Here is a 23,469-nt window from a genome sequence, read left to right on the forward strand (position 1 = left end):
GTGCGGGGCGGGGACGGCGGCTCGGTAACCTAAGGCCGCTGACACACCCTTAGGGCGGCTTTACGTCGCTCGCCCCTCCGTCCGTGAAGTCGTACGTTCAAGGAGTTGCCGCAGCCGTGAGCCGCAGCCTTCGACGCGGCGCCCTTGCCGCCGCCGCCATCGTGATCTCGATCGGTGCACTTTCCGCGTGTGGTGCCGGCAATGACGCGCAAACGCTCGAGATCAAGCCGGACAACGCTGCCACCACCCTCGGTGACATCAGGATCCAGAACGCGAACGTCGTCACCCAGCCGGAGCACGGCGCCGAGGGTCCCGCGGTCATCGCGGCGACGGTGTTCAACAACGGCACCAAGCGCCAGACGCTCGACGCCATCACCCTGCCGGGCTCCGACGTCTCGGTGCAGCTGCACGCCGCCGAGGGCTCGGGACCGGTCGTCGTCCCGGCCGGCGGCAGGGTCGTCCTGGGCGGCGCGGGCAACGCGTCCGCCGTGATCGAGAACGGCCGCGAGGCCGCGCAGAACGGCAACGTCCAGGCGGTCGTCTTCAAGTTCAGCGAGACCGGTGACGTCCCGCTCGGCGCGTTCGTCGTCCCGGCCACCAGCTTCTTCAAGGGCGTCGGCCCGAGCTCGCTGCCGACGTCGTCGGCACAGACGCCGTCCGCCTCGCCGTCCGAGTCCGAGACCCCGGGCGCGACGTCGGGCGCCTCGTCCGAGGAGGGCGGCACCGAGGGCAGCGAGGAGGGGACCGGCGCCGCGGGCAGCGAGAACGAGACCACCCCGACCGACGCGGCCTCCGCGTCGGTGTCGCCGGACACGTCGACCGACTGATGTGACACGCGTACGACGCAGGCGCCCCCCGGACCGGGGGGCGCCTGCGTCGTACGTGCGTGGCGGCCGGTTTACGGCTCGAACTTGTATCCCAGGCCACGCACGGTGACCAGGAAGCGCGGCGCCCCCGGGTCGGGCTCGATCTTGGCGCGCAGGCGCTTGACGTGGACGTCGAGGGTCTTGGTGTCACCCACGTAGTCCGCGCCCCAGACGCGGTCGATCAGCTGCATCCGGGTGAGCACCCGGCCCGCGTTGCGCAGCAGCATCTCCAGCAGGTCGAACTCCTTGAGCGGGAGGTCGACCTTGCCGCCGGAGACCGTGACGACGTGACGGTCCACGTCCATCCGGACCGGACCCGCCTCCAGGGCCGCCGGCGTGACCTCCTCCGGCTCGCCACGACGGCGCAGCACCGCGCGGATGCGGGCGACGAGCTCCCGCGAGGAGAACGGCTTGGTCACGTAGTCGTCGGCTCCTATTTCCAGGCCGACGACCTTGTCGATCTCGCTGTCCTTGGCCGTGACCATGATCACGGGGACGTTGGACCTGTTGCGCAGCTGGCGGCAGACCTCGGTACCGGGCAGGCCCGGCAGCATCAGGTCGAGGAGGACGAGGTCGGCGCCGTTGCGCTCGAACTCGTCGAGCCCGTCCGGGCCGGTGGCCGCGATGGCCACCTCGAAGCCTTCCTTACGAAGCATGTAGGACAGAGCGTCGCTGAAGGATTCCTCATCCTCGACGACAAGCACTCGGGTCACGGAAGGACCTCCGGGGCAGGGAATGTTTCAAGGGTGTCTGGGGGAGCGGCCCGATAGGTCCCGTCGTCACCGTTGACGATGAGCGGTCCGCCGGATGTGCGGTCTCGGTCGCGTGCGGAACCCGCTTCGGGCAGCCGCAGGGTGAAGGTGGAGCCCTGGCCCTCCGAGCTCCACACGGTGACTTCCCCGCCGTGCGAGGCGGCCACGTGCTTGACGATGGCGAGGCCGAGACCGGTGCCACCGGTGGCCCGTGAGCGGGCCGGGTCGACGCGGTAGAAGCGTTCGAAGACCCGCTCGCGGTCCTTCTCCGAGATACCGATGCCCTGGTCGGTCACGGCGATCTCGATCTGGTCCCCACCCGGTACGGCCAGGCGCCTCGCGGCGATGCCGACGCGAGTACGGGCGGGGCTGTAGTTGACGGCGTTCTCGACGAGATTGCCGAGCGCCGCGGCGAGCTGGCCGCGGTTGCCCCAGATGCGGAGCTCCGCGGTGCCGCCGGCGGCCATGGTGATCTGTTTCGTTCCGGCCTGCTGGCGGCAGCGGTCGATGGCCTCGGCGACCAGTTCGTCCACCCTGACCGGCTCGGCGTCCTCCAGCGGGTCGTCGTTCTGCACCCGGGAGAGGTCGATCAGTTCCTGTACGAGGTTGGTCAGCCGGGTCGCCTCGATCTGCATCCTGCCGGCGAACCGCTCCACCGCCTCCGGGTCGTCGGAGGCGTCCATGACGGCCTCGGAGAGCAGCGAGAGCGCACCGACCGGGGTCTTGAGCTCATGGCTGACGTTGGCGACGAAGTCGCGCCGTACCGCTTCGATACGGCGCGCCTCGGTGAGGTCCTCGACCAGCAGGAGCACCAGGCGGGAGCCCAGTGGGGCGACCCGGGCGGAGACCGCGAGGGCCTCGCCGCGGCCTGTACCGCGGCGCGGCAGGTCCAGTTCGACCTGCCTTATCTCGCCGTCCCGGCGCGTGTCCCTGGCCATGTGCAGCATCGGCTCGACGGCCAGCCGGCCGCCCCTGACCAGTCCCAGCGCATACGCGGCGGAGCTGGCCTTGACGACACTGTCGCTCTCGTCGAGCACGACTGCGGAGGAGGAGAGCACGGAGAGGACCGTGTCGACACCGGGGGGCAGTGCCCCGTTGCTGTCGGGCCGCAGGGACGTGCGCGTCGGTTTCTTCTGGTCGCGCTCGCTCCAGCGGAACGCCAGCATGGCGATCACACCGGTACACAACCCGGCGATCGCTGCAGCTGCGGCGACCGCCGCGTTCACGTCCATACCTAAAGGTTAAGCGGGTGCGAGCCCTCTCTCCCAGCCGTCCGGGTGCCTACTCGAACACTCGTCGCCCAGAGTTCACCGAGGGGCAAGGGTTGGTTCACTTGGTCGGCCGGATCCGGACGCGTACGCCACGCAGAGTGAGAGCGTGGGGTTCAGACCTGGCCCCGGCCTTAGTAAGGACTGGAGAGGACTTCCATGCGCGACGCTTACCACGAGGAACTCGACTCGATCGGCGAAGGCCTCGTCGAAATGGCCCGGCTCGTCGGGTCGGCGATCGGGCGGGCGACGACGTCCATGCTGGACGCCGATCTCAAGCTCGCCGAGAGCGTGATCGCTGCGGACCAGAAGGTCGACGACCTCCAGCACGACCTGGAGGCGCGGGCGATCGCCCTGCTCGCGCGCCAGCAGCCGGTGGCGACCGACCTGCGGATCGTGGTCACCTCGCTGCGGATGAGCGCCGATCTGGAGCGCTCGGGCGACCTCGCCCAGCACGTCGCCAAGCTGACCCGGCTGCGCTTCCCGGAGTCGGCGGTGCCGAACGATCTGCACGCCACCATTCTGGAGATGGGGCAGCTGGCGCAGCGGCTGATGGCCAAGGCGGCCGAGGTGATCATTACGAAGGATGTCGACCTGGCGCTCCAGCTGGAGCAGGACGACGACGAGATGGACCTGCTGCACCGCACGCTGTTCCAGCACCTGATGGACGACCGCTGGAAGCACGGCATCGAGACCGCCGTCGACGTCACGCTGCTCGGCCGTTACTACGAGCGTTTCGCCGACCACGCGGTGTCGGTCGCCAAGCGGGTCGTCTATCTGGTGACGGGCGAGCACGCCGATGACCTGCAGGCCTCGCCCCCGGTGGAGGGCGCGTAGCGAAGACCGGGGGGCTTCTGCGCTTGTGCGCCGTCGGTGCGCCGTTCATTTGCGGGCCCGTCTGGGCATGCAATGGGGTGGGGCGGCACGCCGACGTCGTACGCCCCGGTCGTACGTCGTCGTCGTACGGCCCTGTCGTACGCCTGGATGTACGTCCTTGAGGAGGAACGATGGCTGACTCCCCCACGACCGACCCACAGCAGGAGACACCCGCTGAAGTGGTCCATCTGACGGTGCTCGGTGCCTGTGGCTGCGGCTCGGGCTGCGGGTGCGGCTGCCAGTCGGGCGCCCCGTGCCAGTGCGGCGGCTGACCGAGGCCGACCGGACGCAAGCGTGCAGACGGCGCCCCGCGCGGAACACTCTCCGCGCGGGGCGCCGGTACGTGCCCTTTCGGGGGTTCACTCGGTGACGGGCTCCGGCGCACGGCGGATACGGGCGACCGCGTGGCCGACGGCACCGATCGGCGGCAGTGCGACCGAGGTGTGGCGCCACCGGTCCCCGACCGGCGGGACGCACCGCGCGAGCCCGCGGCGACCGCGTGGCGGACGCGATGGGGAACGAGTACAGCGGCACCCGCCCCCATCGCCGTTCAGACCGCCTGCTCCACCACACCCTGCGGCGCACCCGACGCCGCGTCCGGCTCGGCCTCCGCAGCCGTCGCCGCCACCACGCCGGTCACCTTCTCCTCCGGCGAGAGCCCCCGCATGAGCACCCAGTACCCGAGCGCCGCCACGGTCCCCAGCACCCCGCACATCCCCCACAGCCACTTCGCCCCGTAGTGGTCGATCACCAGACCGGACATCAACGGAGCGACCAGCGCCGCCGCCGACCACGACAGCGTGTACATGCCCTGGTATCGGCCCCGGCCGTGGGCCGGGGAGAGGCGGACGACCAGGTTGCTCTGGACGGGGGCGTTGATGATCTCGCCGATCGTCCAGACGCAGATCGTCAGCGCGTACACGGCGACCGATCCGGCGAACACCGTCAGCCCGAATCCGTACCCCGCCAGCAGCGACGACACGATCAGCAGCCGACGCGGGTCGCGGTGCTGGATGAAGCGGCCGACCGGGATCTGGAGTGCCACGATCATCACTCCGTTGACGGCGATCGCGGTGCCGAAGTCGGAGCTGGAGAGCCCGTCCGTACCCATCGCGACCGGCAGTCCCACGTACCCCTGCTGGAAGATCAGCGCCACCACGAACGACAGCCCGACGACGCTCATGAACCTGCCGTCGCGCAGCACGGTGGAGAGCCGGACGTCGGGCTCGGCCGGCAGTTTGCCGCCGACCGCCACGGGCGCCTTCTGCGGCCGGGACTCCGGCACCTTCAGGAAGACGACGACCGCGCAGAACAGCGTCATCGCGGCCTCGACCATGAACCCGGCGAGATAGCTGTACTCGGCGATGAACCCGGCACCGGCGGAGGAGACCGCGAAGCCGAGGTTGACCGCCCAGTAGTTCAAGGAGAACGCACGCACCCGGTCCTCGGGGCGGACGATGTCGGCCATCATCGCCTGCACGGCGGGCCGCGACGCGTTGCTGGCCATGCCGACGACGAAGGCGACGGCGGCGATCGCGACCGGATGGACCATGAAGCCGAGCACGGCCACGGACACGGCGGTCGAGCTCTGCGCGATCAGCATGGTGGGCCGGCGCCCGAGCCGGTCGGTCATCACCCCGGCACCGAGCGAGGAGATGACGCCGCCCAGTCCGTGCAGCGCGGCGACCAGACCCGCGTACGAGGCGGAGTAGCCGCGGTCCATGGTCAGGTAGAGCGCCATGAACGTGGCGACGAACGCCCCGAGCCGGTTGACCAGGGTGCTGGTCCACAGCCACCAGAACTCTCTGGGGAGACCGGAGACGGTCTCGTGTGCGGCCCGTCTGAGACCGGCGACAGACATACGGGTTCCCCCCAGGGACGTACGGAGCGGATGCGTCCGGTAAGTGTCCCGGCCACAGTCCGAACATTACGAAGCCGGGGTTCCCGACCGCCACTCGATTGACGCCCGCCGTCAATCGTCCCTGGCCGCCCCCTTGCGCTGTCCGCCCTGTGACCGGTTGAGCGAAGGCCGCGGGGCTTCGATTACGCTCGGGCTCATGGCCGACGCACCGTACAAGCTGATCCTCCTCCGCCACGGCGAGAGCGAATGGAACGCGAAGAACCTGTTCACCGGTTGGGTGGACGTCAACCTCACCGAGAAGGGCGAGAAGGAGGCAGTCCGCGGCGGTGAGCTGCTCGAGGACGCCGGTCTGCTCCCCGATGTCCTGCACACCTCCCTCCAGAAGCGCGCCATCCGCACCGCCCAGCTCGCGCTGGAGGCCGCGGACCGCCACTGGATCCCGGTCCACCGCTCCTGGCGGCTGAACGAGCGCCACTACGGCGCCCTCCAGGGCAAGGACAAGGCGCAGACGCTCGCCGAGTTCGGCCAGGAGCAGTTCATGCTCTGGCGCCGCTCGTACGACACCCCGCCGCCGGCCCTCGAGGACGGCGCCGAGTTCTCGCAGAGCGACGACCCGCGCTACGCCACGATCCCGAGCGAGCTGCGCCCGCGGACCGAGTGCCTCAAGGACGTCGTCGAGCGCATGCTGCCGTACTGGTACGACGCCATCGTCCCGGACCTGCTGACCGGCCGCACGGTCCTGGTCGCCGCCCACGGCAACAGCCTCCGCGGCCTGGTCAAGCACCTCGACGGCATCTCCGACGCCGACATCACGGGCCTGAACATCCCGACCGGCATCCCGCTCGTCTACGAGCTCGACGCCGACTTCCGCCCCCTGAAGCCGGGCGGCACGTACCTCGACCCGGACGCGGCCGCGGCCGCCATCGAGGCCGTGAAGAACCAGGGCAAGAAGTAGCACCCCTATTGATCATGCCTCCCATCTGCGCGAACGGCGCGGATGGGAGGCATTTTCGCGGCCCGGGGCCACTCCGGCCCTCACCTCGCCGGGTCTTGCGGCCCAAGTGCCCCTCCGACGGCCGCCCGGACCCGGTCCCGGTCCCGGTCCCGCCGTCACCGTGATCGTCCTCCAGCTCCGCAACAAGGTTCATGAGCCATCAGAAACGGCCTAGGCTGCTGCTCGTCGGTCAGCAGCAACTCACGTGCCGACCAGGGGATCAGGGGGACGAATGGCGATGTGCGATGCGCCCGGGGTGTTCCAGCCGCTGCAGGCGGACGATCCGTCCGTGGTGGCCGGATACCGTCTGACCGCGCGGCTCGGCGCAGGCGGCATGGGGCGGGTCTATCTGTCACACACGCAGGGCGGCCGGCCGGTGGCGATCAAGGTCGTCCGGCCCGAACTTGCCGACGACCCCGACTTCCGGCGGCGTTTCCGCCGGGAGATGGAGGCCGCCCGGCGGGTCAGGGGCGCGTACACCGCGGAGCTGATCGACGGGGACGCGGACGGCGCACCGCCCTGGCTGGCCACGCTGTACGTACCCGGTCCCTCGCTGGCGGAAGCCGTCGGACGGGGCGGGGCGCTGCCGGTGCCCGCGGTGCTGTGGCTGATGGCCGGAGTCGCCGAGGCTCTCCAGGCCATCCACGGCGCGGGGATCGTGCACCGCGACCTGAAGCCGTCGAACGTCCTGCTCGCGTCCGACGGACCGCGCGTGATCGACTTCGGCATATCGCTGGCCACGGGCGTCAGTTCGTACACCGCCACGGGGTCCACCATCGGCACGCCCCAGTTCATGGCTCCCGAGCAGGCGTCCGGGGGTGCGGTGACGGCGGCGACCGACGTGTTCTCGCTCGGCCAGACCGCGGCGTTCGCGGCGCTCGGTGAGGCGCTGTACGGGGATGGCCCCGCGGTCAGCGTGCTGTACCGGATCGTGCACTCCGAGCCCGATCTGTCTCCGCTGCCCACTCAGCTCCGCCCGCTGATCGCCCGCTGCCTGGCCGCCGACCCGGGGGAGCGGGCCACCCTGGCGGAGGTCGTGGAGTGGTGCCGGGAGCAACTGGGCGAGGACGCCGACGCGGGGGCGGGGCCGACCGTCTGGCGAGAGGTCACGGGACCGGAGGTGACGGTGCCGCCGCCGGTGCCCGATCCCACGCCGGCACACACGCTGCCGCTGGTCGCCACCGGGCCGCAGCAGGCGCGGGATCCGTGGGCGGCGCCGACGGACCCGGGCAGGACGCCGTCACGAAGACGCGGGACGAGACTGGCTGTGGGCGCGGCCGTGACGGCGGTCGTGCTGGTGCTCACGGCCCTGGTGTGGACGGTCATGGACGCGACGGGCGCGCTCCGTGGCCGGGACCATGGCGGCTCGGGGGGTACGGGCGCGGTGGCGGGGGCTCGTCCGGGGGCGACCGCGAAGGCGTCGACCTCCCCTTCCCCGTCCGCCCATGGGGCGAAGTCGGGGGCCGACGACGACGGGAGGGCCAAGGGGCCGAGCGCGGCGTCGGAAGCAGCGGACCCCTCCGCGACCGCACCCGCGTCGACGCAGGGCGAGCCCTACGCCCAGCAGTGGCTGGACGCGAAGAACTCACTGAGCTTCAAGAGACCGACCCAGCGCAAGGACCGCGCGGGGGACATCCGTTTCACCTGCGCGAAGGAGGTCAGCTGCACGCTGGAGAGCGACACCAGCGTGTTCACCATGGTCTTCGGCGAACCCGTCGCGGGCGTCGATGAATGCCGCCTCCTCACCGACCGTCAGACGGCCCATCGCCTCCCGCTCGCCGCTGCGGCGTCCGGCAGCGAGATCTGCGTCCAGCACCGCAACGGGGACATCGCGCTGCTCGTGATCGTGACGAAGGCGACCGCGATGCCGGAGAACGCCTTCGTGACCGCGGACATGACGGTGTGGCGACGGGCGGGCCAGGGCTCTTGACGCCCGAGCCGTCCGGCGCCTCCTGCCGGAAGCGCCGCGGGGAAGTCGTTGGCACCGAGTCCACAGCTGATTGGCTCCGCGTCCATCCCGGCGTGACCATTCCCTGTCGCACTGAAGGGCGTCAGAGCCCTTAGATTGGGGCGCGCGCGTTGAGAGATCGGGAGAACGAACATGGGTGAGCCTCTGAAGACCTTTGTCGGCGGCACCGAGGTCGAAGTGCCCAACAGCATCCCGGACATCCGTGCCACGCTCCCCGAGGACAGACGCGAGGAGTTCGACCACGCCATCAACGAGGCCGGGGTGCACGAGATCCAGGCGGTCATGCGGCACTGGATGCTGGAGGCCGTGCCCGATCCCGAGGCCGAGCGGATCCTGGACCGGCTGGCGCAGGACGAGGCGGAGAGGCGGAGCGTCTCTTGAGTTTCCGCATCTCCTACGCCCCGCCCGCCGACGACACCCTGGCCAAGATGCGGGAGGGCGGTACGTTCCGCGACGAGATGGCGCGGACCTTGGGGCGCGACCCGTACGGGCACGGGTCGTCGGCCGTCAAGAGTGAGCACGACCGGCGCGAGGCGACGGTCCTCGGGGCCATCGTGCTCTATTACGTCTCCGGGTCCGTTCTCACGGTCACCGTGGTGCGGCTCGTCCCGCTTCCCTGAGGCCTTTCGCCCCCGGGACGTGCGCCCGGACGAGCCCCGCCGATCAGGCCAGCTTCGCGAGCTGTGCGTCGACCACCGCGGTCGGCAGATCGTAGTCCTTGCCCGTGCCGGACGCCGCCAGGTTGAGCGAGGTGAACGAGGCGATCGTGGCGCCCTGACGCACGACCACGAGCTTGAACGGGGCCTTCTCGCCGTCCTGTTCGACCGTCACCGTCCAGGCCGCGGCCTCCTCGCCGCCCGAGATCTTCTCCTCCTCGATCTTGACGACCTTCTGCTTGTCGCCGGCCACGGTGAGGCCGAAGCCGCCGGAGCACGCGGTGGCCGCGGTGCGCAGGCCGTCGATCGTGTCCTGGGCACCCTTGCCGTCGTACGAGGAGAGGGACGCCATCGTCGTCGTGATGTCGAAGGCCGCGATGAACGCCTCTTCCGCGTCCGCGCTGTCCTGCTTCTCCTTCTGGTCCTTCTTGGGTTCGCTGACGACCTTGCGCTGGTTGGCCGCCACGGGCTTGCCGACCTGGGCGCCCAGCAGTGCGTCGGCGAAGGTGTCACAGGCCTTGTCGTCCACGGTGACGGCGGACGCGGCGACGGCGTCGTCCTTGCCCGCCCTGCTGACCTTGTGCCCCTTGACGTCACCCTGGACCAGTGCCGCCTTGTCCAGTTCGGCGGCGGTCAGCACCTTGGCCACGGCGGGCTTGGCCGCCGCGCTCTCCTTGCCCTTTCCGTCCGCGTCCCCACTGCCGGAATCCGAGCTTCCGCAGGCGGTGGCGGCCAGAGCCAGGGAGGCCGTGCAGGCGGCAACGGCGGCGCGACGTATGACAGTAGGTCTCATGACCCAACTCTACGAGTCCGCAATGGTTTGACGATCAACCAATTCGGGCACAGGAGTTGATCGTAATTGCGTTGTGATCATCCCGTGAAGACGCCGGGCCGGTGCCCGGGTCGGCGCAGCACAGTCCGGTCCACAACCGGCTTAAAGGGGCAGGCACATGCAGAGCCGCGCAACCGTCTCCACCGTCCTCGACGACATCGGGATCGGGGCGGGCCGCATCGCGGCGTGCAGCCCGCTCACCGGTGGCACGTACAACACCGTCACCCGCGTCACCCTCACCGACGGGCGGGACTGGGTGGTGAAAATACCGCCGCCGCCGACCGCCGCGGGGATGAGTTACGAGCGCGACCTCCTGGTCAACGAGGTCACCTTCTACTCGGCGGCAGCGGCGACGGGGGACGTCGCGGTCCCTGATGTCGTGCACAGCCGGCTCGATCCCGGCTCCGCGACCGGACCGTACGTGATCACGTCGGCCTGCCCGGGGCGGCCCTGGTACGGGATCAGCCCGGCCCTGACAGACCGTGAGGAACGGCGGCTCAGGCATGAGTTGGGGCGGCTCGTCGGGCGACTGCACTCCGTCACCGGGCCCGGCGGATTCGGCTATCCGGCCCAACCGCTGGGCCCGTTGGCCCCGACCTGGCGGCAGGCGTTCACCGCCATGACGGACGCCGTGCTCGCCGACGCGGACACGTACAGTGCCCGTCTGCCGCGCCCGACGGACCCGATCCGCGCGCTGCTCGCCGCTGCGGCGCCCGTGCTCGACGACGTCACCCGGCCCGCCCTGGTCCACTTCGACCTGTGGCAGGGCAATCTGCTCGTCGACGGGGAGCCGGGGGCCCGGACGATCGGCGGGATCATCGACGGGGAGCGCATGTTCTGGGGCGACCCGGCCGCCGACTTCGTCTCGCTCGCCCTGCTCGGGGACGTGGAGAAGGACGAGGATCTCCTCGCCGGGTACGCGTCGTCGGCGGCGGACGGGGCCGTGGTGTTCGACACTTCCCTGCGGCTGCGGCTCGCGCTCTACCGCTGCTATCTCTACCTGATCATGCTGGTGGAGACCGTCCCCCGCCGTTCCCCCGCCGAGACGCGGGAGTGGGTGTGGCGCGAGGTCGGGCCGCAGCTCGAATCGGCGCTGGTGGACGTCGAGTCGGCGCTGCGGACCCGGGAGTGACCGCAGCGCCGGGGCCCGTCAGCGCACCAGGGCGCGCTGTGCGTCGTGCAGGTTCGGCGGCCACACCGCTTCCGGTGTGCCGTACGCCTCCAGCCGCGTGTGCAGGTCGCCGGTGAAGTCCGGGACGTCGATCTGGTCGAACTCCGTAACCTCGCTGACGCCGACCGTCGCGCTGTACGGGGCGAGCCCGTCGATCCGCATCAGGCCGGCCCGCCCGTTGGTGACCCGGATGTTCCAGTGCGTGAAGCGGGCGCCGAAGAGCGGTCCCGCGCTCGCGTCGCCGCCGTGCCGGCCGTTGTTGTTCACCGTGATGTCGGTGCGGACGTTGGCGAACGGCAACCCGCGGTGCGAGTCGAACGTCCCCATCTCCATCTCGCCGCGCGACCAGACGTTGTAGCTGGAGAGCCCCTCGACGTTGATGCCGTGCAACTGCGTCCCCGCGGGCGCCGGGACGGTGCGCTGCGCGATGGCGAAGTCCTCGATCAGGTTGTCGTGCGAGCCCTCACGGCAGTAGTAGGGGTGGTGCGAGCCGCGGCCCTCGACCCGTGTGCGGCGCAGGGTGCAGGCGGACGCGCCGATCAGCCCGAAGCCGTTGTCGACGTGGCGGACGGTGATGTCGTCCGCCCAGCAGTCGTACGCGCACTGGAAGGCGACCCCGTTGTATCCCTTGTCGAGCAGATGCTGCGACTGCGGGGTCTCGACCGCCTCGAGGGTGAGGCCTTCGACGCCGGAGCCGGTCAGCGGGGTGACGAGCGTGGTCAGGCGAGGGTCCCACTCGGGCCGGACATCCAGCGGGAGGGGGCGTTCCAGGGTCACCTCGTGCCCGTGCACGGCGGTGATGCGGACCGGCCACTCGTAGGGGACGTACGAGGTCAGCTTGGTCTTGTCGTCCCAGTAGTACGACTCGGGGCCGGGGCCGCCGCCCGCCATGTGCTCCAGGAGGGTGTGGTCGGCGTCGTCGACGAGGCGGAGCAGCACGAGCCCGCCGCGCTTCAGCTGCTTCGTGGACTCGACGGTGATCGACCGGTCGCCGCGGCGGGCGGGTGCGACCGTCGTCAGTGTCTGCCACTCGTCGCGCTTGTTGCCGGTCCAGCCCTCGAAGGGCCAGGCCTTCGCCTTGATGGCGTCGGTGAGCGAGGTCCAACGCTCCTCGGGGCAGAGCCAGATGAGGCCGCCGGCCCACGACCAGCTGGACTTGTCGCCGCCGTAGCGGCTGCCGTACACGCCGATCAGCTCGGTGAGGTTCTTGGTCGCGTACAGCTTCGTACGTCCGCTGCCCTCACCGCGCACCACCACATTGCTGTGGCCGATCCGGATGATGTCGTCGACGCGGTACGTGCCTGCGGGGATGAGCACCGTGCCACCGCCACGCTCTCCGGCAGCGGCGATGGCACGGTTGATCGCGGGGGCGGCGTCGGCGGAGCCGTCGGGTTCGGCGCCGTAGTGCAGCACGTTGGCGACGACTTTGCGCTGCCGGGGGAGGTCGGAGCCGCCCCGGTAGCCCGCCCGGCCGATGAACGGGACCTGGGCGTGGGTGAAGGGGGTGGCGGCGAACTCGCGCCAGAGGGGGGTGACGCCGCCCGAGGCATGACCGCCCTGCGCGCCCTGCGTGGCCGCCCGGGCCGAGCCCGCGCCCGTCACGCCGGTCGCCGCGGCGGCGGCCACGGCCACCGCACTGCCGAGCAGCCCACGTCTGCTGATGTTCCCCACAGAAGCCATCGAACCGACCCGCCTTTCATGCATGTGAACGACGTTCATGTTTGCGTCGGCGGTGAGCATGCCACGGCGCGGCGGCGCGGCGAAAGACTCGTGCGCCGCCGAATCGGTCGGAGCGAGAAGGTCAGTTGGTGGGGCGTTGGGTCAGATGTGTGAACGCGTCCAGATTCCGCGTGGACTCGCCGCGCGACACCCGCCACGCGTACTCCTTGCGGATCGCGCTCGCGAAGCCCAGCTCCAGCAGTGTGTTGAAGGAGCCGTCGGCCGCTTCGAGGACGACGCCGAGCAGCCGGTCCAGTTCCTCGGGGGTGACCACGGAGAGCGGCAGCCGGCCGACGAGATAGATGTCGCCGAGCCGGTCGATCGCGTAACTCACGCCGAAGAGCCGCAGGTTGCGCTCCAGCAGCCAGCGGTGGACCGCCGCGTCGTTCTCGTCCGGGTGGCGGATGACGAACGCGTTGAGGGAGAGCGAGTGCGCGCCGACGATGAGGGAGCAGGTGGTGGACAGCTTGCGGGTGCCGGGCAGCTTCACGACGTAGCTGCCGGACTCCGGGCTCTCCCACTCGAGCTCGGCGTCCTTCAACGTCGCCTCGATGACCTGCGCTGTTGCCGCTGCGGCGGATACGTCAGCCATGGGGTGAGCGTACGTCAGCGGTGGCTGCGCCCGGGTGTCGGCCGGGATGCGCGCATGGGGCGTGGGCGCGTGGGTCCATCGTGGCGCCGGCGCGCCTCGGCCGTACGTCAGCCGTGGTGCAGGCGTACGCGACGGCGGTGCTCGTGCAGCGCGGCGGTGTAGACGTCGGCGGTCGCGGACGCCGCCGTGCCCCAGCCGAAGCCCTGCGCGTGCGCGGCAGCCGCCGCACCCATCCTGGCGACGAGCTCCGGCGACTCGGCGAACCGGGCCAGCTGCTGCGCGTACGCCTGCGGGTCGTGCCCGGGGATCAGGAAGCCGCTCGCCCCGTCCCGTACCGCCACCGGCAGTCCGCCGACGGCAGCCGCGACGACCGGGGTGCCGGCCGCCTGCGCCTCGATGGCGACCAGGCCGAACGATTCGCTGTACGAGGGCATGACCAGCACGGAAGCCGCCCGGAACCAGTCGGCGAGCTGGTCCTGCCCGACCGGCGGGTGGAACCGTACGACATCCGTGATCCCGAGCCGCGCCGCCAGCTTCTGCAGACCCTCCGGCTTGGCGAGACCACTGCCGCTGGGGCCGCCGACCACCGGTACGACCATCCGGGACCGCAGCGACGGATCGCGGTCCAGCAGCACGGCCACCGCACGCAGCAGCACATCCGGGGCCTTCAGCGGTTGGATACGGCCGGCGAAGAGCGGGACGAAGGCGTCCTGGGGCAGTCCGAGGCGGTTCCGGGCGGCGGCCCGGCCGTCGGCGGGGCGGAAGCGTTCCAGGTTGACCCCGGGGTGGACGACTGCGACGCCCGCCGGATCGGCCTCGTAGAACCGGACGAGCTCGTCCGCCTCCTCCGCGGTGTTCGCGATCAGCCGGTCGGCGGCGCTGACGATCTGGGTCTCGCCGATGACCCGGGCGGCAGGCTCGGGGGCGTCGCCGTCGGCGAGCGCCGCGTTCTTCACCTTCGCCATGGTGTGCATGGCGTGCACGAGGGGAACGCCCCAGCGCTGCGCGGCGAGCCAGCCGACATGGCCGGAGAGCCAGTAGTGGGAGTGGACCAGGTCGTAGTAGCCCGGGCGCTGGCCGGCCCAGGCCTGCATCACCCCGTGGGTGAAGGCGCAGAGCTGGGCGGGCAGGTCCTCCTTGGCCAGACCTTCGTACGGCCCCGCGTCGACGTGCCGCACCAGGACGCCGGGCGCCAGCTCGACCGCCGAGGGCAGGGCGCCCGTGGTGGCCCGGGTGAATATCTCCACCTCGATGTTGATCGTGGCGAGCCGTTTGGCCAGCTCCACGATGTAGACGTTCATGCCGCCCGCGTCGCCCGTGCCCGGCTGGTGCAGCGGGGAGGTGTGCACGGAGAGCATCGCGATACGCCGCGGTTTGCGGTGACTGCCGGGGAAGGCGCCGGGAAACCTCAGGCGTGGCGCCATGCGGTTGCTGCCGAGCCGAGAGACGTACTGGCTCACGTCGTCCGGTCCTCCTCGCTCGGGGCATGACAGTGAAGGGGCATGCGCCCCCTCGGAAGGCTGGAACAGCGGAACACACCCATTCATTTCCGCTTCCGTTCCCGTTTTGCCAAATCATTACGATCAGCTACGGCGCGTCACCGCGGGCCACCCCGGTCCGCGGGCTCGTTAGGCTCGCTGTCATGCGCCCCATCGGCACCGCGACCCGCGGGACCACCAACCCGAACCGGCTCCGCCGCATGGACCGCTGGATCGCCGCCACGCACGGCCCCGCCCTGCGCCGATCCGACGCCCCCGTCGCGGTCGACCTCGGATACGGCGCCGCGCCCTGGACCGCCGTCGAGCTGCTGCAGCGCCTGCGCACCGCCGAGCCGCGCACGGCGGTCGTCGGCATCGAGATCGACCCGGAGCGGGTCGCGGCAGCGAAGCCGTACGAGCGCGAGGGCCTCACCTTCGTCCACGGCGGCTTCGAGATCCCACTGACCGGCCGTCCCACCCTCATCCGGGCGGCGAACGTGCTGCGCCAGTACGACGAGGGTGAGGTCGCCGCGGTCTGGCGGCGGCTGTGCGCCCGGCTCGCCCCCGACGGGCTGCTGGTGGAGGGCACCTGCGACGAGATCGGACGTCGCCATGTCTGGGTGGCGCTCGGCCCGGAAGGCCCGCGCACGGTCACGTTCGCAACCCGCCTCGGCTCCCTCGACCGCCCCTCCGACCTCGCGGAACGCCTCCCCAAGGCGCTGATCCACCGCAACGTGCCGGGCGAACCGGTCCACGCGTTCCTGCGCGACTTCGACCGGGCGTGGGCCGCGGCGGCTCCGTACGCCTCACTGGGCGCGCGGCAGCGCTGGATCACCGCGGTGCGCACGCTGTCGGGGGACTGGCCTCTGACGGACGGGGTACGACGGTGGCGGCAGGGCGAAGTCACCGTGGAATGGGCGGCCTTGCGGCCGGAGCGGTAGCCGGACAGGCGCGGAGCGGTGGTCCGGCTACCGCCGGGCGGCAGTCCGACAGGCACTGAACAGGTGCGGTTAGGGGCGCGACCGGGAACACGGACGCGACGCCGTTCGTCCGGGATGAAGGGGAATGCCTCTGTTGCTTTTCGGTACGGCATGGCACGATCGCGACGCCACGAAAAGTTACTGACGGTAAATCAGATCTGCTCGGAGGGGGAGCTTGTGAACCGACGTCACTGTGCCGCTGCCGCGATCACTCTGGTCTGCGCTCTGGCCGTACTGACCGTGCCGACCCAGGCCTTCGCCGCACCACCACCCTCCCCCTCCCACTCCCCCGCCGCACCGGCAGGTCCGCAGCGGAAGAGCCTCGAAGAGGTGCGCGAGGAGATCGACGCCCTCTACCGCAAGGCCGGGGCGGCCACCGACGCGTACAACCTCGCCGAGGAGCGGGCGGAGAAACAGTCCGGCGAGATCGTCAAACTGGCGCAGGCGATCGTCGCGGGACAGGCGAAGATCGCCGACCTCAAGAGCCGGGCGGGAGCCCAGGCCCGCGAGCAGTACCGCACCGGCGGGCTGCCGCCGGGCGCGCAGATGATGCTCAGCGACGACCCGCGGTTGTTCATGGACGGTGTGAACAGGGTCTGGCAGGGCCAGCAGGCCGCCAAGGGGGTACTCGGCGAACTGACCAAGACCCAGGAGGACTTGGAGACGTACACCAAGGACGCGAGCAGCAACTGGAAGAAGCTCGAGGCCAATCGCCTCAAACAGGCCAAGGCCAAGAAGCGGATCAACGGGCAGATCGCAGCGGCGAAGAAGCTGGAATCGCAGCTGGAGAAGGAGGAGCGGGCGCGACTTCTCGAGCTGGAGCAGGAGGCGGAGTACAAGGCGCAGACCGCCTGGCTCGGCTCCGGCGCCCTCAAGGAGATCAACCGCGAGGCGAGCACGCGCGGAAAGAAGGCGGTGGCCTTCGCGACGGCCCAGATCGGCAAGCCGTACGTCTGGGGGGCCGAGGGCCCCGGATCGTACGACTGCTCCGGCCTGACGTCCCAGGCATGGGCGGCGGCGGGACGGCCGATCCCGCGCACCTCGCAGGAGCAGTGGCGGCAGCTGCCGCACATCGCCGTCAAGGACATGCGCCCCGGCGACCTGATCATTTACCACGGCGACGCCAGCCATGTGGGGATGTACATCGGCGACGGCGCCATCGTGCACGCACCGCGACCGGGACGGAACGTGACGCTCGCGGGGGCGGGCTCGATGGAGATCCTCGGGGTGGTTCGCCCGGACCGGTGACCGGGCCGAGCCGGAAGGGATACGGGCGGCTCCGTACGAGTGACCCGGACCACGTGTTCGCTCCGCCGCGCCGTGAGGCACGCCACCCGCACCCGCACCGCAGGGGTGATGTTCGTCATGGCCCTCGGACCGCCCAAGGGTGCGCATTTCTCGCCGGATCCGTGGTGGGACGCGGCTTATGGCTCCGCATATGCCAGGGGTCGGATGACATTCGCCATTCCGTTCGCATGTCCAGTACCGCTATGGTCCCGGTCTGGCGGATCGTCGATCGTCGTTCCGCCGCGCCCTCGGGGGGAGGGAAGGAAACCGAACCTATGCCCGTACCCGTACCGCAGCAGCGCGTCGCTCCCGCCGCGGAGGCCACCCACGTCGCCCACCTCACCCTCCTGGTGATCGAGGACGACCCGGCGGGCACCCTCACCGTCCCGGAGCTCCCTGCCGCGGCCGGCACCCGGGTCCGCATCCGGACCGCCCGCAATCTGACCGAGGCGGGACGGCTCCTCACCGACGACGTCGACTGCATCCTGCTGGACCTGGCCCTGCCGCCCGGCAGCGAGACACGCGCCGACGGAGGCGCCGAGGGGCCCGTCGAGCTCGCCACCCTCAAGCACGTCCTGCGGATCGCACCCCGCCACGCCGTCCTCGCGCTCACCGCGGAGGACGACACCGAGCTGGCCGCCGAGGCGGTCCGCGTCGGCGCCCAGGACTACCTCTTCCGCGGCGAGCTGGACGGACGACTGCTCACGCGCGCCATCCGCTACGCCGTCGAACGCAAACGCGCCGATGTCGCGCAGCACCAGCTCACCGAGTCCAAACTGCGCGCCCAGGAGAACGCCCGGCTGGAACGCGGCCTGCTGCCCACCCCGCTGCTGCAGGGCTCCGATCTGCGGTTCGCCGCCCGCTACCGCCCCGGCCGCAGCCGTGCGCTGCTCGGCGGGGACTTCTACGACACGGTCCGTACGCCCGACGGCACCGTCCACGCGATGATCGGTGACGTCTGCGGCCACGGCCCGGACGAGGCTGCGCTCGGCGTCGAACTGCGCATAGCGTGGCGGGCGTTGACGCTGGCAGGACTCTGCGGGGACGAACTGCTTTCCACGCTCCAGCAGGTTCTGGAGCACGAACGGGAGAGCGAGGAGATCTTCGCGACGCTCTGCACCGTCGACATCACCCCCGACGGCCGGCGCGCCGGGCTCTGCCTGGCGGGCCACCCCGCCCCGCTGATCACTCGCCACGGACGGGCGGCGCAACTGCTCCCGTACGAGGACGGCGGACCGGCGCTGGGCCTGCTGCCGCACGCCCGCTGGCCGCGCCGCCAGGTCGAACTGGGCGGGTCCTGGAGCCTGATGATGTACACGGACGGGCTGATCGAGGGTCGCGTCGGGCCGACCGGAACACAGCGGCTCGGCCAGGAAGGCATGGTCGCGATGATCAACCGCCAGCTGGCGGAGGGTCTCAGCGGCGAGGCGCTGCTGGAGGCGGCTGTCGCCGAGGTGCGCGAGCTGAACGGCGGCGAACTCACCGACGACGTCGCGGTCCTGCTGCTCGACCGCGACCGGAGCACCGACCGGAGCCGCAACGGCGGACGGGGCCGGAGCGCGTCCCTTCCGCGCCCCCGCCCCGGATCGGCGTCACCCGTGAGTGTTCAGCGCCCGCCGTTGTAGGGCCCGTACGGGCCGTCGCTGCTGGAACCACCGCGCCGACCGCCACCGCCGGAGACCGCCTTCAGCGCGGGCCGTACGTCGACCATGAAGACGATGGACGCGACCGCGCCCGCAAGCTGCAGGAACAGCATCGGCACGAAGAGGTTCACGGCAACGGTGATGCCGAGAATGATCAGCCAGAAGGACTTCTTCTGCTTGTCCGCGGCGCGGTACGCATCCTCGCGTGCCGTCGCGGCCAGGAACAGCGCGACCACGGCCAGAACGAGCATGATCAGGTAGAGCAGCCAGACAAGTGTGCTGAACCCCGTGAGCAACATGGTGTGCACCGCCTAATGAATGGATGAGCGCCTCGCCGCCAAGGTACCGGGACAACGAGCCGGCCACCCCGAAAGGTGCCCGGCCCGCGCCCCGCTACACATCGGCCGCGGCGCTACTTGGCGGTCGGCGGCGTGGTCTTCTTCGCCACGGGCTTGCGCACGGGCGTCGGCGCCTTCTTTGCGGGCGTGCCGGTGGTCCGGGTCTCCGCCTTGGCGGCGCTCTTCGGCTCGCTCTTCGCGGCAGGCGCCGGCTTCGGCTTCGGCTCGGACTCCCGCCGCGGCTCGACCACGACGGCGATCTCGACAAGATCCTCGGCGGTCTCGCCACGCCACGTCTTCACGGTCTGCTCGCCGCGCTCGGCGACCTTCTCGTACGTCTCCCGGGCCCGGACCGCGTACTCCGCGGCCACACCCAGGCTCCGCAGCGCCAGGTCCTGGGCGGACTCGCCGAGCTTCTTCAGATCGGTGTCGAGCGAGCCGAGCACCTCGGTGACCTTGGCCTGCACGGTGGCCTGCGCCTCCTTGGCCTGCGTGGTCACCTTCTCCTGCACGGCCCGCGGGTCGGCGTTGCGCACGGCCTCGAAACGCTCGGGCGCCTCGGTCCGCAGCTGCTCGATCAGCGCCGGGACCTTCCGCGCCTGCTCGACGGCGAGGTCGGCCGTACCGGCGGCGAAGTAGAGAGGGGTCGGGTCGGTGAGGGTCTTACGCAGGTCATCGGTGATGGCCATGACTGTGGTCCTCCCGGATCATCAGACTCAGTTTGAGGGTGGTGAAGGCTTTGAAGCTGTATCGGCATCTGTGCCGTCGGCGCTGAGGCCGGATGCGTCATCGGTGTCGCCGGAGCCGGATTCGAACCCGTTCTCCTTGCGGAAGGAGTCGTAGATCTGCAGCAGCACGCTCTTCTGCCGCTCGTTCATGGACGGATCGGCCAGGATGACCGCCCGGGTCTCCAGCTCCTCCCGCTCCCGCTCGTCCAGAATCCCGGCCCGCACATAGAGGGTCTCCGCGGAGATCCGCAGCGCCTTGGCGACCTGCTGCAGCACCTCGGCGCTCGGCTTGCGCAGCCCGCGTTCGATCTGGCTGAGATACGGATTGGACACCCCGGCGGCATCGGCGAGCTGCCGCAGCGAGAGCTGAGCGGTGCGGCGCTGCTCGCGCAGGTACTCGCCGAGATTGCCGACGTTGAGTGATGCCATACCTCGATAGTGCGCCACTATCGCTAACTATTGCAAGCACGTGCTTGCAATAGTGTTCCACATCACGGTACGTGACCGGCCGGGAGCGACTTGTCACGCCACCTGTCATCTCGGCGGGACAACTGTCGTAATGCCTGGTCGAGACCCTCGGCGGCACACACCTGGCACCACGCACGCACCGCTGTACCGGCTGAGGTGTGCCGGAGTTCGGCGTCAGGCCGCCGCGGCCGCCGCGGCCAGGATGCGGTGCAGGACGGGGATCGGGATCGCCGGGTTGGTGACCGCCGCGCATGCCGTGGCGCGGTCGTGCAGCAGCCCGGCAAGGACGCGGGCCGGCAGCCGTGGACTGCGTATCGCGGTCCCGCGGACGTAGTCCGCCGGGTCGTTCAGCAGCCGCACCGCGTCGGCCGGTGACAGCCGGGAGTCCTCAGCCGCGCGGCGGCGCACCTCGGCTTCGGGATCGCGAGCGAGACGCGCGACGTCGGCCGGCGTGGACTCCGGATCGTCCAGGGCCAGGCGGCGCATCCGCCCGACGGGGTCGTCGACGTAGCGCAGCAGGCCCGTGCGGGGGAAGTTGGGGTGGCTGCGGGGGCGGCCGGGGTGACTGAAGCTGCCGTCCCACCAGCGCCAGACCTCCAGCAGCATCTCGGCCGGCGCGTCGTCGCACGACTCGGCGAGGAACAGGCGGACCGTCCGGTCCTCGTCCCTGGCCAGACGCTCCACGACGTCCGACGGAAGATGCCGGGCACGGGCCACGCTGCGGCGGACGAGCGGATGGGACGACACGGCCAGTCGGCGCATTGCGTCGGTGTCGCCGTGCAGGCTCTCGATCCAGGGCACAGTGCGCGACATCGACGCCGGGTCGAATTCGTGGCGGACCGCGGCACGCTGCTCCTCGGTGAGGTCAGGTCGCAGCGCCACCATCGAGCGGATGTCGTCGCAGGCGTCCTGCGCCAGGACCGCGACACCGTGCGCGCCGAGCCGTGGGTTGGCGGCCAGCGCCCGGCGTACCTCCTCGTCCCCGTCCCGGACCAGCTCCGCCTCCAACCCGGGTGCGAGGCAGCACTGTTCGAGCGCCCGCCGGGGCGCGGGCAGCGCGGTGAAGACCTCGCGAGGCATGGGGACGCCGGTGTGATGGGCAAGCAGCGCCGCCGTACGCACCGCGTCGTCGGTGTCGGCCAGCAGCCGCTCCCGCAGCGGCGCGGGGAGGTCGTCCCACCGGGCGCAGCCGGCTGCCCGCACCCGGGGATCGGCATCGGCCACGAGACCGGGGAGATGGTGGGCGGGGAGCCCAGGCAGTTCGGCGGCCTGGGCGCGGGACGGGCCGGCGAGTAGGTCGTCGTACAGGTCCGCGGGGAGTTCGACCCCCCAGGCGCAGGCATGCTCGGCCCAGAGCACGCGCCGGCTCGACGACGGTTCGGCGCGGACCAGGCGTACCCACTGATCGGACGTGAGCTTGGGCCGGAAGGTGTCGGCGGGCCTCGACCGCACCCGCGGATCGGGGTGCGCCACGGCGGCGTCGAGGACGGCAGGCCGGTCGCAGCCGTGCAGGAAGCCCTCCGCCACATCCAGCAGCCGGATCAGCAGCTCGTCCGGCGCGGCCGGATTGGACCCGATCCCCTCCGCCCAGTGCAGAGGCCACGCCGGCCGACCGGGCACGGCCGCCCACACCTCGGCGCGCTCGACCTCCGTCTCGCGCCCGGCGGCCGCCGCGGCCTCCTCCAGCCGCTCCGGCAGTCGGTCGAGGGCCGTCACCCGAGGGCCGTCCGCGCCGGGCACCTCCGCCAGCAGCACCTGTCCGTCGAGGGAGAGCGCCACGAACCCGAGGTCGCCGATCAACTCCGGCACACCGCCGCCGGCATAGCGGACCCGGGTCCACCAGGAGTCGTTGCCGCCGATCCGGTACCCGAGGACGGCGACCAGAAATCCGCCGTCGGCACCGGCAAGGCGGCGCCACCACACGGCGTCGAGCGCTTCCCGGGCCGCGCCGCCCGGCGCCGCGATCCCTCGCGCGATGCGCCAGCCGGCCTCCGGCGGGAACAGGCTGCCCGGGCGCACGTCCTCGACGACCGTGAGCCCGGCCCGCGCGAGCAGTTCGTGGAGTCCCTCTCGGTGTTGCACGCGGTCATGATCCCCACCGACTCGCGGTGGGACAAGGCCCACAGCCCAGGCGCGACCGGCCCCGCACCCCCGTACACGTCATCGGCTGCGACGTCGTTCGGCGGTCCCCACGCGGGCGGCTCGGGCCGGACCCGCCACTGCATCAAAGGCTTCGGCCCGGATTCGGACGAGACAGGGCCAGGTCGGCATGGGTCCGAGGATCCCGTCATGCGTCGCGAAACAGGTGACCGGACCGGTCAGGATTCGAGAAGCGCGGACCCCCGAGCCGCAGTTAGCGTGACCGCGCGGAGGTGGTTCCGTTGGCTCTCCTTCTCTTGCGGGCTCGCCCCGGTCAAGACGAACGGCCAGCGGAGAAATCACCGTCCGAGGCGATCGGGCTGCCGATCGCCGGACCGTCCCGACCGGACCCACGACTTCAGGAGCGACCATGACCGGCTCTTCCACCCAGGGAATCAAGACCGTGCTGCATCCCGTTTCCGACCTGGCGGCGGCCAAGAAGGTGTACGCCGCCCTGCTCGGCGTACCGCCGCAGGCCGACGAGTCCTACTACGTCGGCTTCGAGGCCGCGGGCCAGCACATCGGGCTGGTGCCGGGCGGTGGACCGCAGGGCATGGCCTCACCGGTGGCCTACTGGCACGTGCCGGACATCGAGGCGAAGCTCGCCGAGGTGACCGCCGCGGGTGCCACCGTGAAGGAGCCCGCTCACGACGTCGGTGGCGGCCGCCTGGTGGCCACCGTCACCGACCCCGACGGCAACGTCCTCGGGCTGCTGCAGGACCGATGAGCGCCGGCTGAGTGCCGACCCCCGCTCCCACGCCCCGGTCCACCCGCGAGGTGTCCGTGATCGCCGACGAAGTCGAGGTCCTCGCGATCGATGGGCTGAGGCAGGAGCGGGGCGGCCGGTTCACC

The 23,469-nt window shown here is 71.0% G+C and carries 23 protein-coding genes; 12 read left to right on the top strand and 11 right to left on the bottom strand.

What is annotated here, in order from left to right; all coding sequences use genetic code 11:
* Positions 1–116: 116 nt before the first annotated feature.
* Complete coding sequence (locus tag OG963_RS21895) at positions 117–827, top strand: DUF461 domain-containing protein (RefSeq protein ID WP_093773477.1); 711 nt, start codon at positions 117–119, stop codon at positions 825–827.
* Between the two features lie 71 nt (positions 828–898).
* Here OG963_RS21895 and OG963_RS21900 read toward each other — a convergent pair whose 3' ends face one another.
* The gene (locus tag OG963_RS21900) at positions 899–1,579 is read right to left on the bottom strand and encodes a response regulator transcription factor (RefSeq protein WP_030929487.1); all 681 of its coding nucleotides are present in this window, start codon (positions 1,577–1,579) and stop codon (positions 899–901) included.
* Complete coding sequence (locus OG963_RS21905; protein ID WP_093773479.1) at positions 1,576–2,850, bottom strand: cell wall metabolism sensor histidine kinase WalK; 1,275 nt, start codon at positions 2,848–2,850, stop codon at positions 1,576–1,578. Before OG963_RS21905 ends, OG963_RS21900 begins: the two co-directional genes overlap by 4 nt.
* A gap of 195 nt (positions 2,851–3,045) precedes the next feature.
* Here OG963_RS21905 and phoU point away from each other — a divergent pair, with 195 nt between their 5' ends.
* Positions 3,046–3,723: a phosphate signaling complex protein PhoU gene (gene phoU / locus OG963_RS21910; protein WP_030929481.1), complete on the top strand. Its 678-nt coding sequence runs from the start codon at positions 3,046–3,048 to the stop codon at positions 3,721–3,723.
* Positions 3,724–3,893: 170 nt separating this feature from the next.
* On the top strand, positions 3,894–4,034 hold the full coding sequence (locus OG963_RS21915) for a hypothetical protein (RefSeq protein ID WP_266983138.1): 141 nt from the start codon (positions 3,894–3,896) through the stop codon (positions 4,032–4,034).
* 278 nt (positions 4,035–4,312) lie between these two features.
* On the opposite strand, the gene OG963_RS21920 is transcribed toward OG963_RS21915, so the two are convergent.
* The gene (locus OG963_RS21920; protein WP_319328137.1) at positions 4,313–5,623 is read right to left on the bottom strand and encodes an MFS transporter; all 1,311 of its coding nucleotides are present in this window, start codon (positions 5,621–5,623) and stop codon (positions 4,313–4,315) included.
* Between the two features lie 196 nt (positions 5,624–5,819).
* On the opposite strand from OG963_RS21920, the gene OG963_RS21925 reads away from it, so the two are divergent.
* The 4 genes from OG963_RS21925 (at position 5,820) to OG963_RS21940 (ending at position 9,206) form a co-directional block, all read left to right on the top strand.
* Positions 5,820–6,578, top strand: coding sequence for a phosphoglyceromutase (locus OG963_RS21925; RefSeq protein ID WP_030929478.1), 759 nt, complete (start codon positions 5,820–5,822; stop codon positions 6,576–6,578).
* A 277-nt stretch (positions 6,579–6,855) separates the two neighbouring features.
* Positions 6,856–8,547, top strand: a complete 1,692-nt coding sequence (locus tag OG963_RS21930; protein ID WP_371799367.1) for a serine/threonine-protein kinase — start codon at positions 6,856–6,858, stop codon at positions 8,545–8,547.
* 171 nt (positions 8,548–8,718) lie between these two features.
* The gene (locus OG963_RS21935) at positions 8,719–8,967 is read left to right on the top strand and encodes a hypothetical protein (protein WP_030929472.1); all 249 of its coding nucleotides are present in this window, start codon (positions 8,719–8,721) and stop codon (positions 8,965–8,967) included.
* Positions 8,964–9,206, top strand: a complete 243-nt coding sequence (locus OG963_RS21940) for a hypothetical protein (protein ID WP_030929470.1) — start codon at positions 8,964–8,966, stop codon at positions 9,204–9,206. Before OG963_RS21935 ends, OG963_RS21940 begins: the two co-directional genes overlap by 4 nt.
* A 43-nt stretch (positions 9,207–9,249) precedes the next feature.
* On the opposite strand, the gene OG963_RS21945 is transcribed toward OG963_RS21940, so the two are convergent.
* Entirely contained in the window at positions 9,250–10,035 is a 786-nt protein-coding gene (locus tag OG963_RS21945; RefSeq protein WP_327422572.1) for a hypothetical protein, read from the bottom strand.
* 157 nt (positions 10,036–10,192) lie between these two features.
* Between OG963_RS21945 and OG963_RS21950 the strand changes: the two genes are divergently transcribed.
* The gene (locus OG963_RS21950; RefSeq protein WP_093773485.1) at positions 10,193–11,206 is read left to right on the top strand and encodes a phosphotransferase family protein; all 1,014 of its coding nucleotides are present in this window, start codon (positions 10,193–10,195) and stop codon (positions 11,204–11,206) included.
* 18 nt (positions 11,207–11,224) lie between these two features.
* On the opposite strand, the gene OG963_RS21955 is transcribed toward OG963_RS21950, so the two are convergent.
* The 3 genes from OG963_RS21955 to mshA all read right to left on the bottom strand — a co-directional run bounded on the left by OG963_RS21955 (position 11,225) and on the right by mshA (position 15,016).
* A complete protein-coding gene (locus tag OG963_RS21955; RefSeq protein WP_256328082.1) occupies positions 11,225–12,925 on the bottom strand; it encodes a glycoside hydrolase family 55 protein in 1,701 nt (566 codons plus the stop codon).
* A gap of 121 nt (positions 12,926–13,046) precedes the next feature.
* Positions 13,047–13,556: a YbjN domain-containing protein gene (locus OG963_RS21960; protein ID WP_030929458.1), complete on the bottom strand. Its 510-nt coding sequence runs from the start codon at positions 13,554–13,556 to the stop codon at positions 13,047–13,049.
* Positions 13,557–13,663: 107 nt separating this feature from the next.
* The gene (mshA, locus tag OG963_RS21965; RefSeq protein ID WP_362272801.1) at positions 13,664–15,016 is read right to left on the bottom strand and encodes a D-inositol-3-phosphate glycosyltransferase; all 1,353 of its coding nucleotides are present in this window, start codon (positions 15,014–15,016) and stop codon (positions 13,664–13,666) included.
* A gap of 182 nt (positions 15,017–15,198) precedes the next feature.
* Between mshA and OG963_RS21970 the strand changes: the two genes are divergently transcribed.
* The 3 genes from OG963_RS21970 to OG963_RS21980 all read left to right on the top strand — a co-directional run bounded on the left by OG963_RS21970 (position 15,199) and on the right by OG963_RS21980 (position 18,926).
* A complete protein-coding gene (locus OG963_RS21970; RefSeq protein ID WP_030929453.1) occupies positions 15,199–15,975 on the top strand; it encodes a class I SAM-dependent methyltransferase in 777 nt (258 codons plus the stop codon).
* A gap of 216 nt (positions 15,976–16,191) precedes the next feature.
* Positions 16,192–17,262, top strand: coding sequence for a C40 family peptidase (locus OG963_RS21975; protein WP_371799368.1), 1,071 nt, complete (start codon positions 16,192–16,194; stop codon positions 17,260–17,262).
* A 314-nt stretch (positions 17,263–17,576) separates the two neighbouring features.
* Entirely contained in the window at positions 17,577–18,926 is a 1,350-nt protein-coding gene (locus OG963_RS21980) for a PP2C family protein-serine/threonine phosphatase (protein WP_093773493.1), read from the top strand.
* Here OG963_RS21980 and OG963_RS21985 read toward each other — a convergent pair.
* The 4 genes from OG963_RS21985 to OG963_RS22000 all read right to left on the bottom strand — a co-directional run bounded on the left by OG963_RS21985 (position 18,908) and on the right by OG963_RS22000 (position 22,560).
* Positions 18,908–19,243, bottom strand: a complete 336-nt coding sequence (locus tag OG963_RS21985; protein WP_030929444.1) for a DUF2516 family protein — start codon at positions 19,241–19,243, stop codon at positions 18,908–18,910. The two genes, OG963_RS21980 and OG963_RS21985, sit on opposite strands and share 19 nt — an antisense overlap.
* A 113-nt stretch (positions 19,244–19,356) precedes the next feature.
* Positions 19,357–19,971, bottom strand: coding sequence for a hypothetical protein (locus tag OG963_RS21990; protein ID WP_030929441.1), 615 nt, complete (start codon positions 19,969–19,971; stop codon positions 19,357–19,359).
* A gap of 27 nt (positions 19,972–19,998) precedes the next feature.
* Positions 19,999–20,439 (bottom strand): helix-turn-helix domain-containing protein, encoded by a 441-nt coding sequence (locus tag OG963_RS21995; RefSeq protein WP_030929438.1) that lies wholly within the window; start codon positions 20,437–20,439, stop codon positions 19,999–20,001.
* Positions 20,440–20,652: 213 nt separating this feature from the next.
* Complete coding sequence (locus tag OG963_RS22000) at positions 20,653–22,560, bottom strand: hypothetical protein (RefSeq protein WP_371799369.1); 1,908 nt, start codon at positions 22,558–22,560, stop codon at positions 20,653–20,655.
* 427 nt (positions 22,561–22,987) lie between these two features.
* Between OG963_RS22000 and OG963_RS22005 the strand changes: the two genes are divergently transcribed.
* Entirely contained in the window at positions 22,988–23,344 is a 357-nt protein-coding gene (locus OG963_RS22005) for a VOC family protein (protein WP_030929432.1), read from the top strand.
* The last annotated feature ends 125 nt before the right edge of the window (positions 23,345–23,469 follow it).

The sequence above is a fragment of the Streptomyces sp. NBC_01707 genome, assembly GCF_041438805.1.
Classification (GTDB): domain Bacteria; phylum Actinomycetota; class Actinomycetes; order Streptomycetales; family Streptomycetaceae; genus Streptomyces.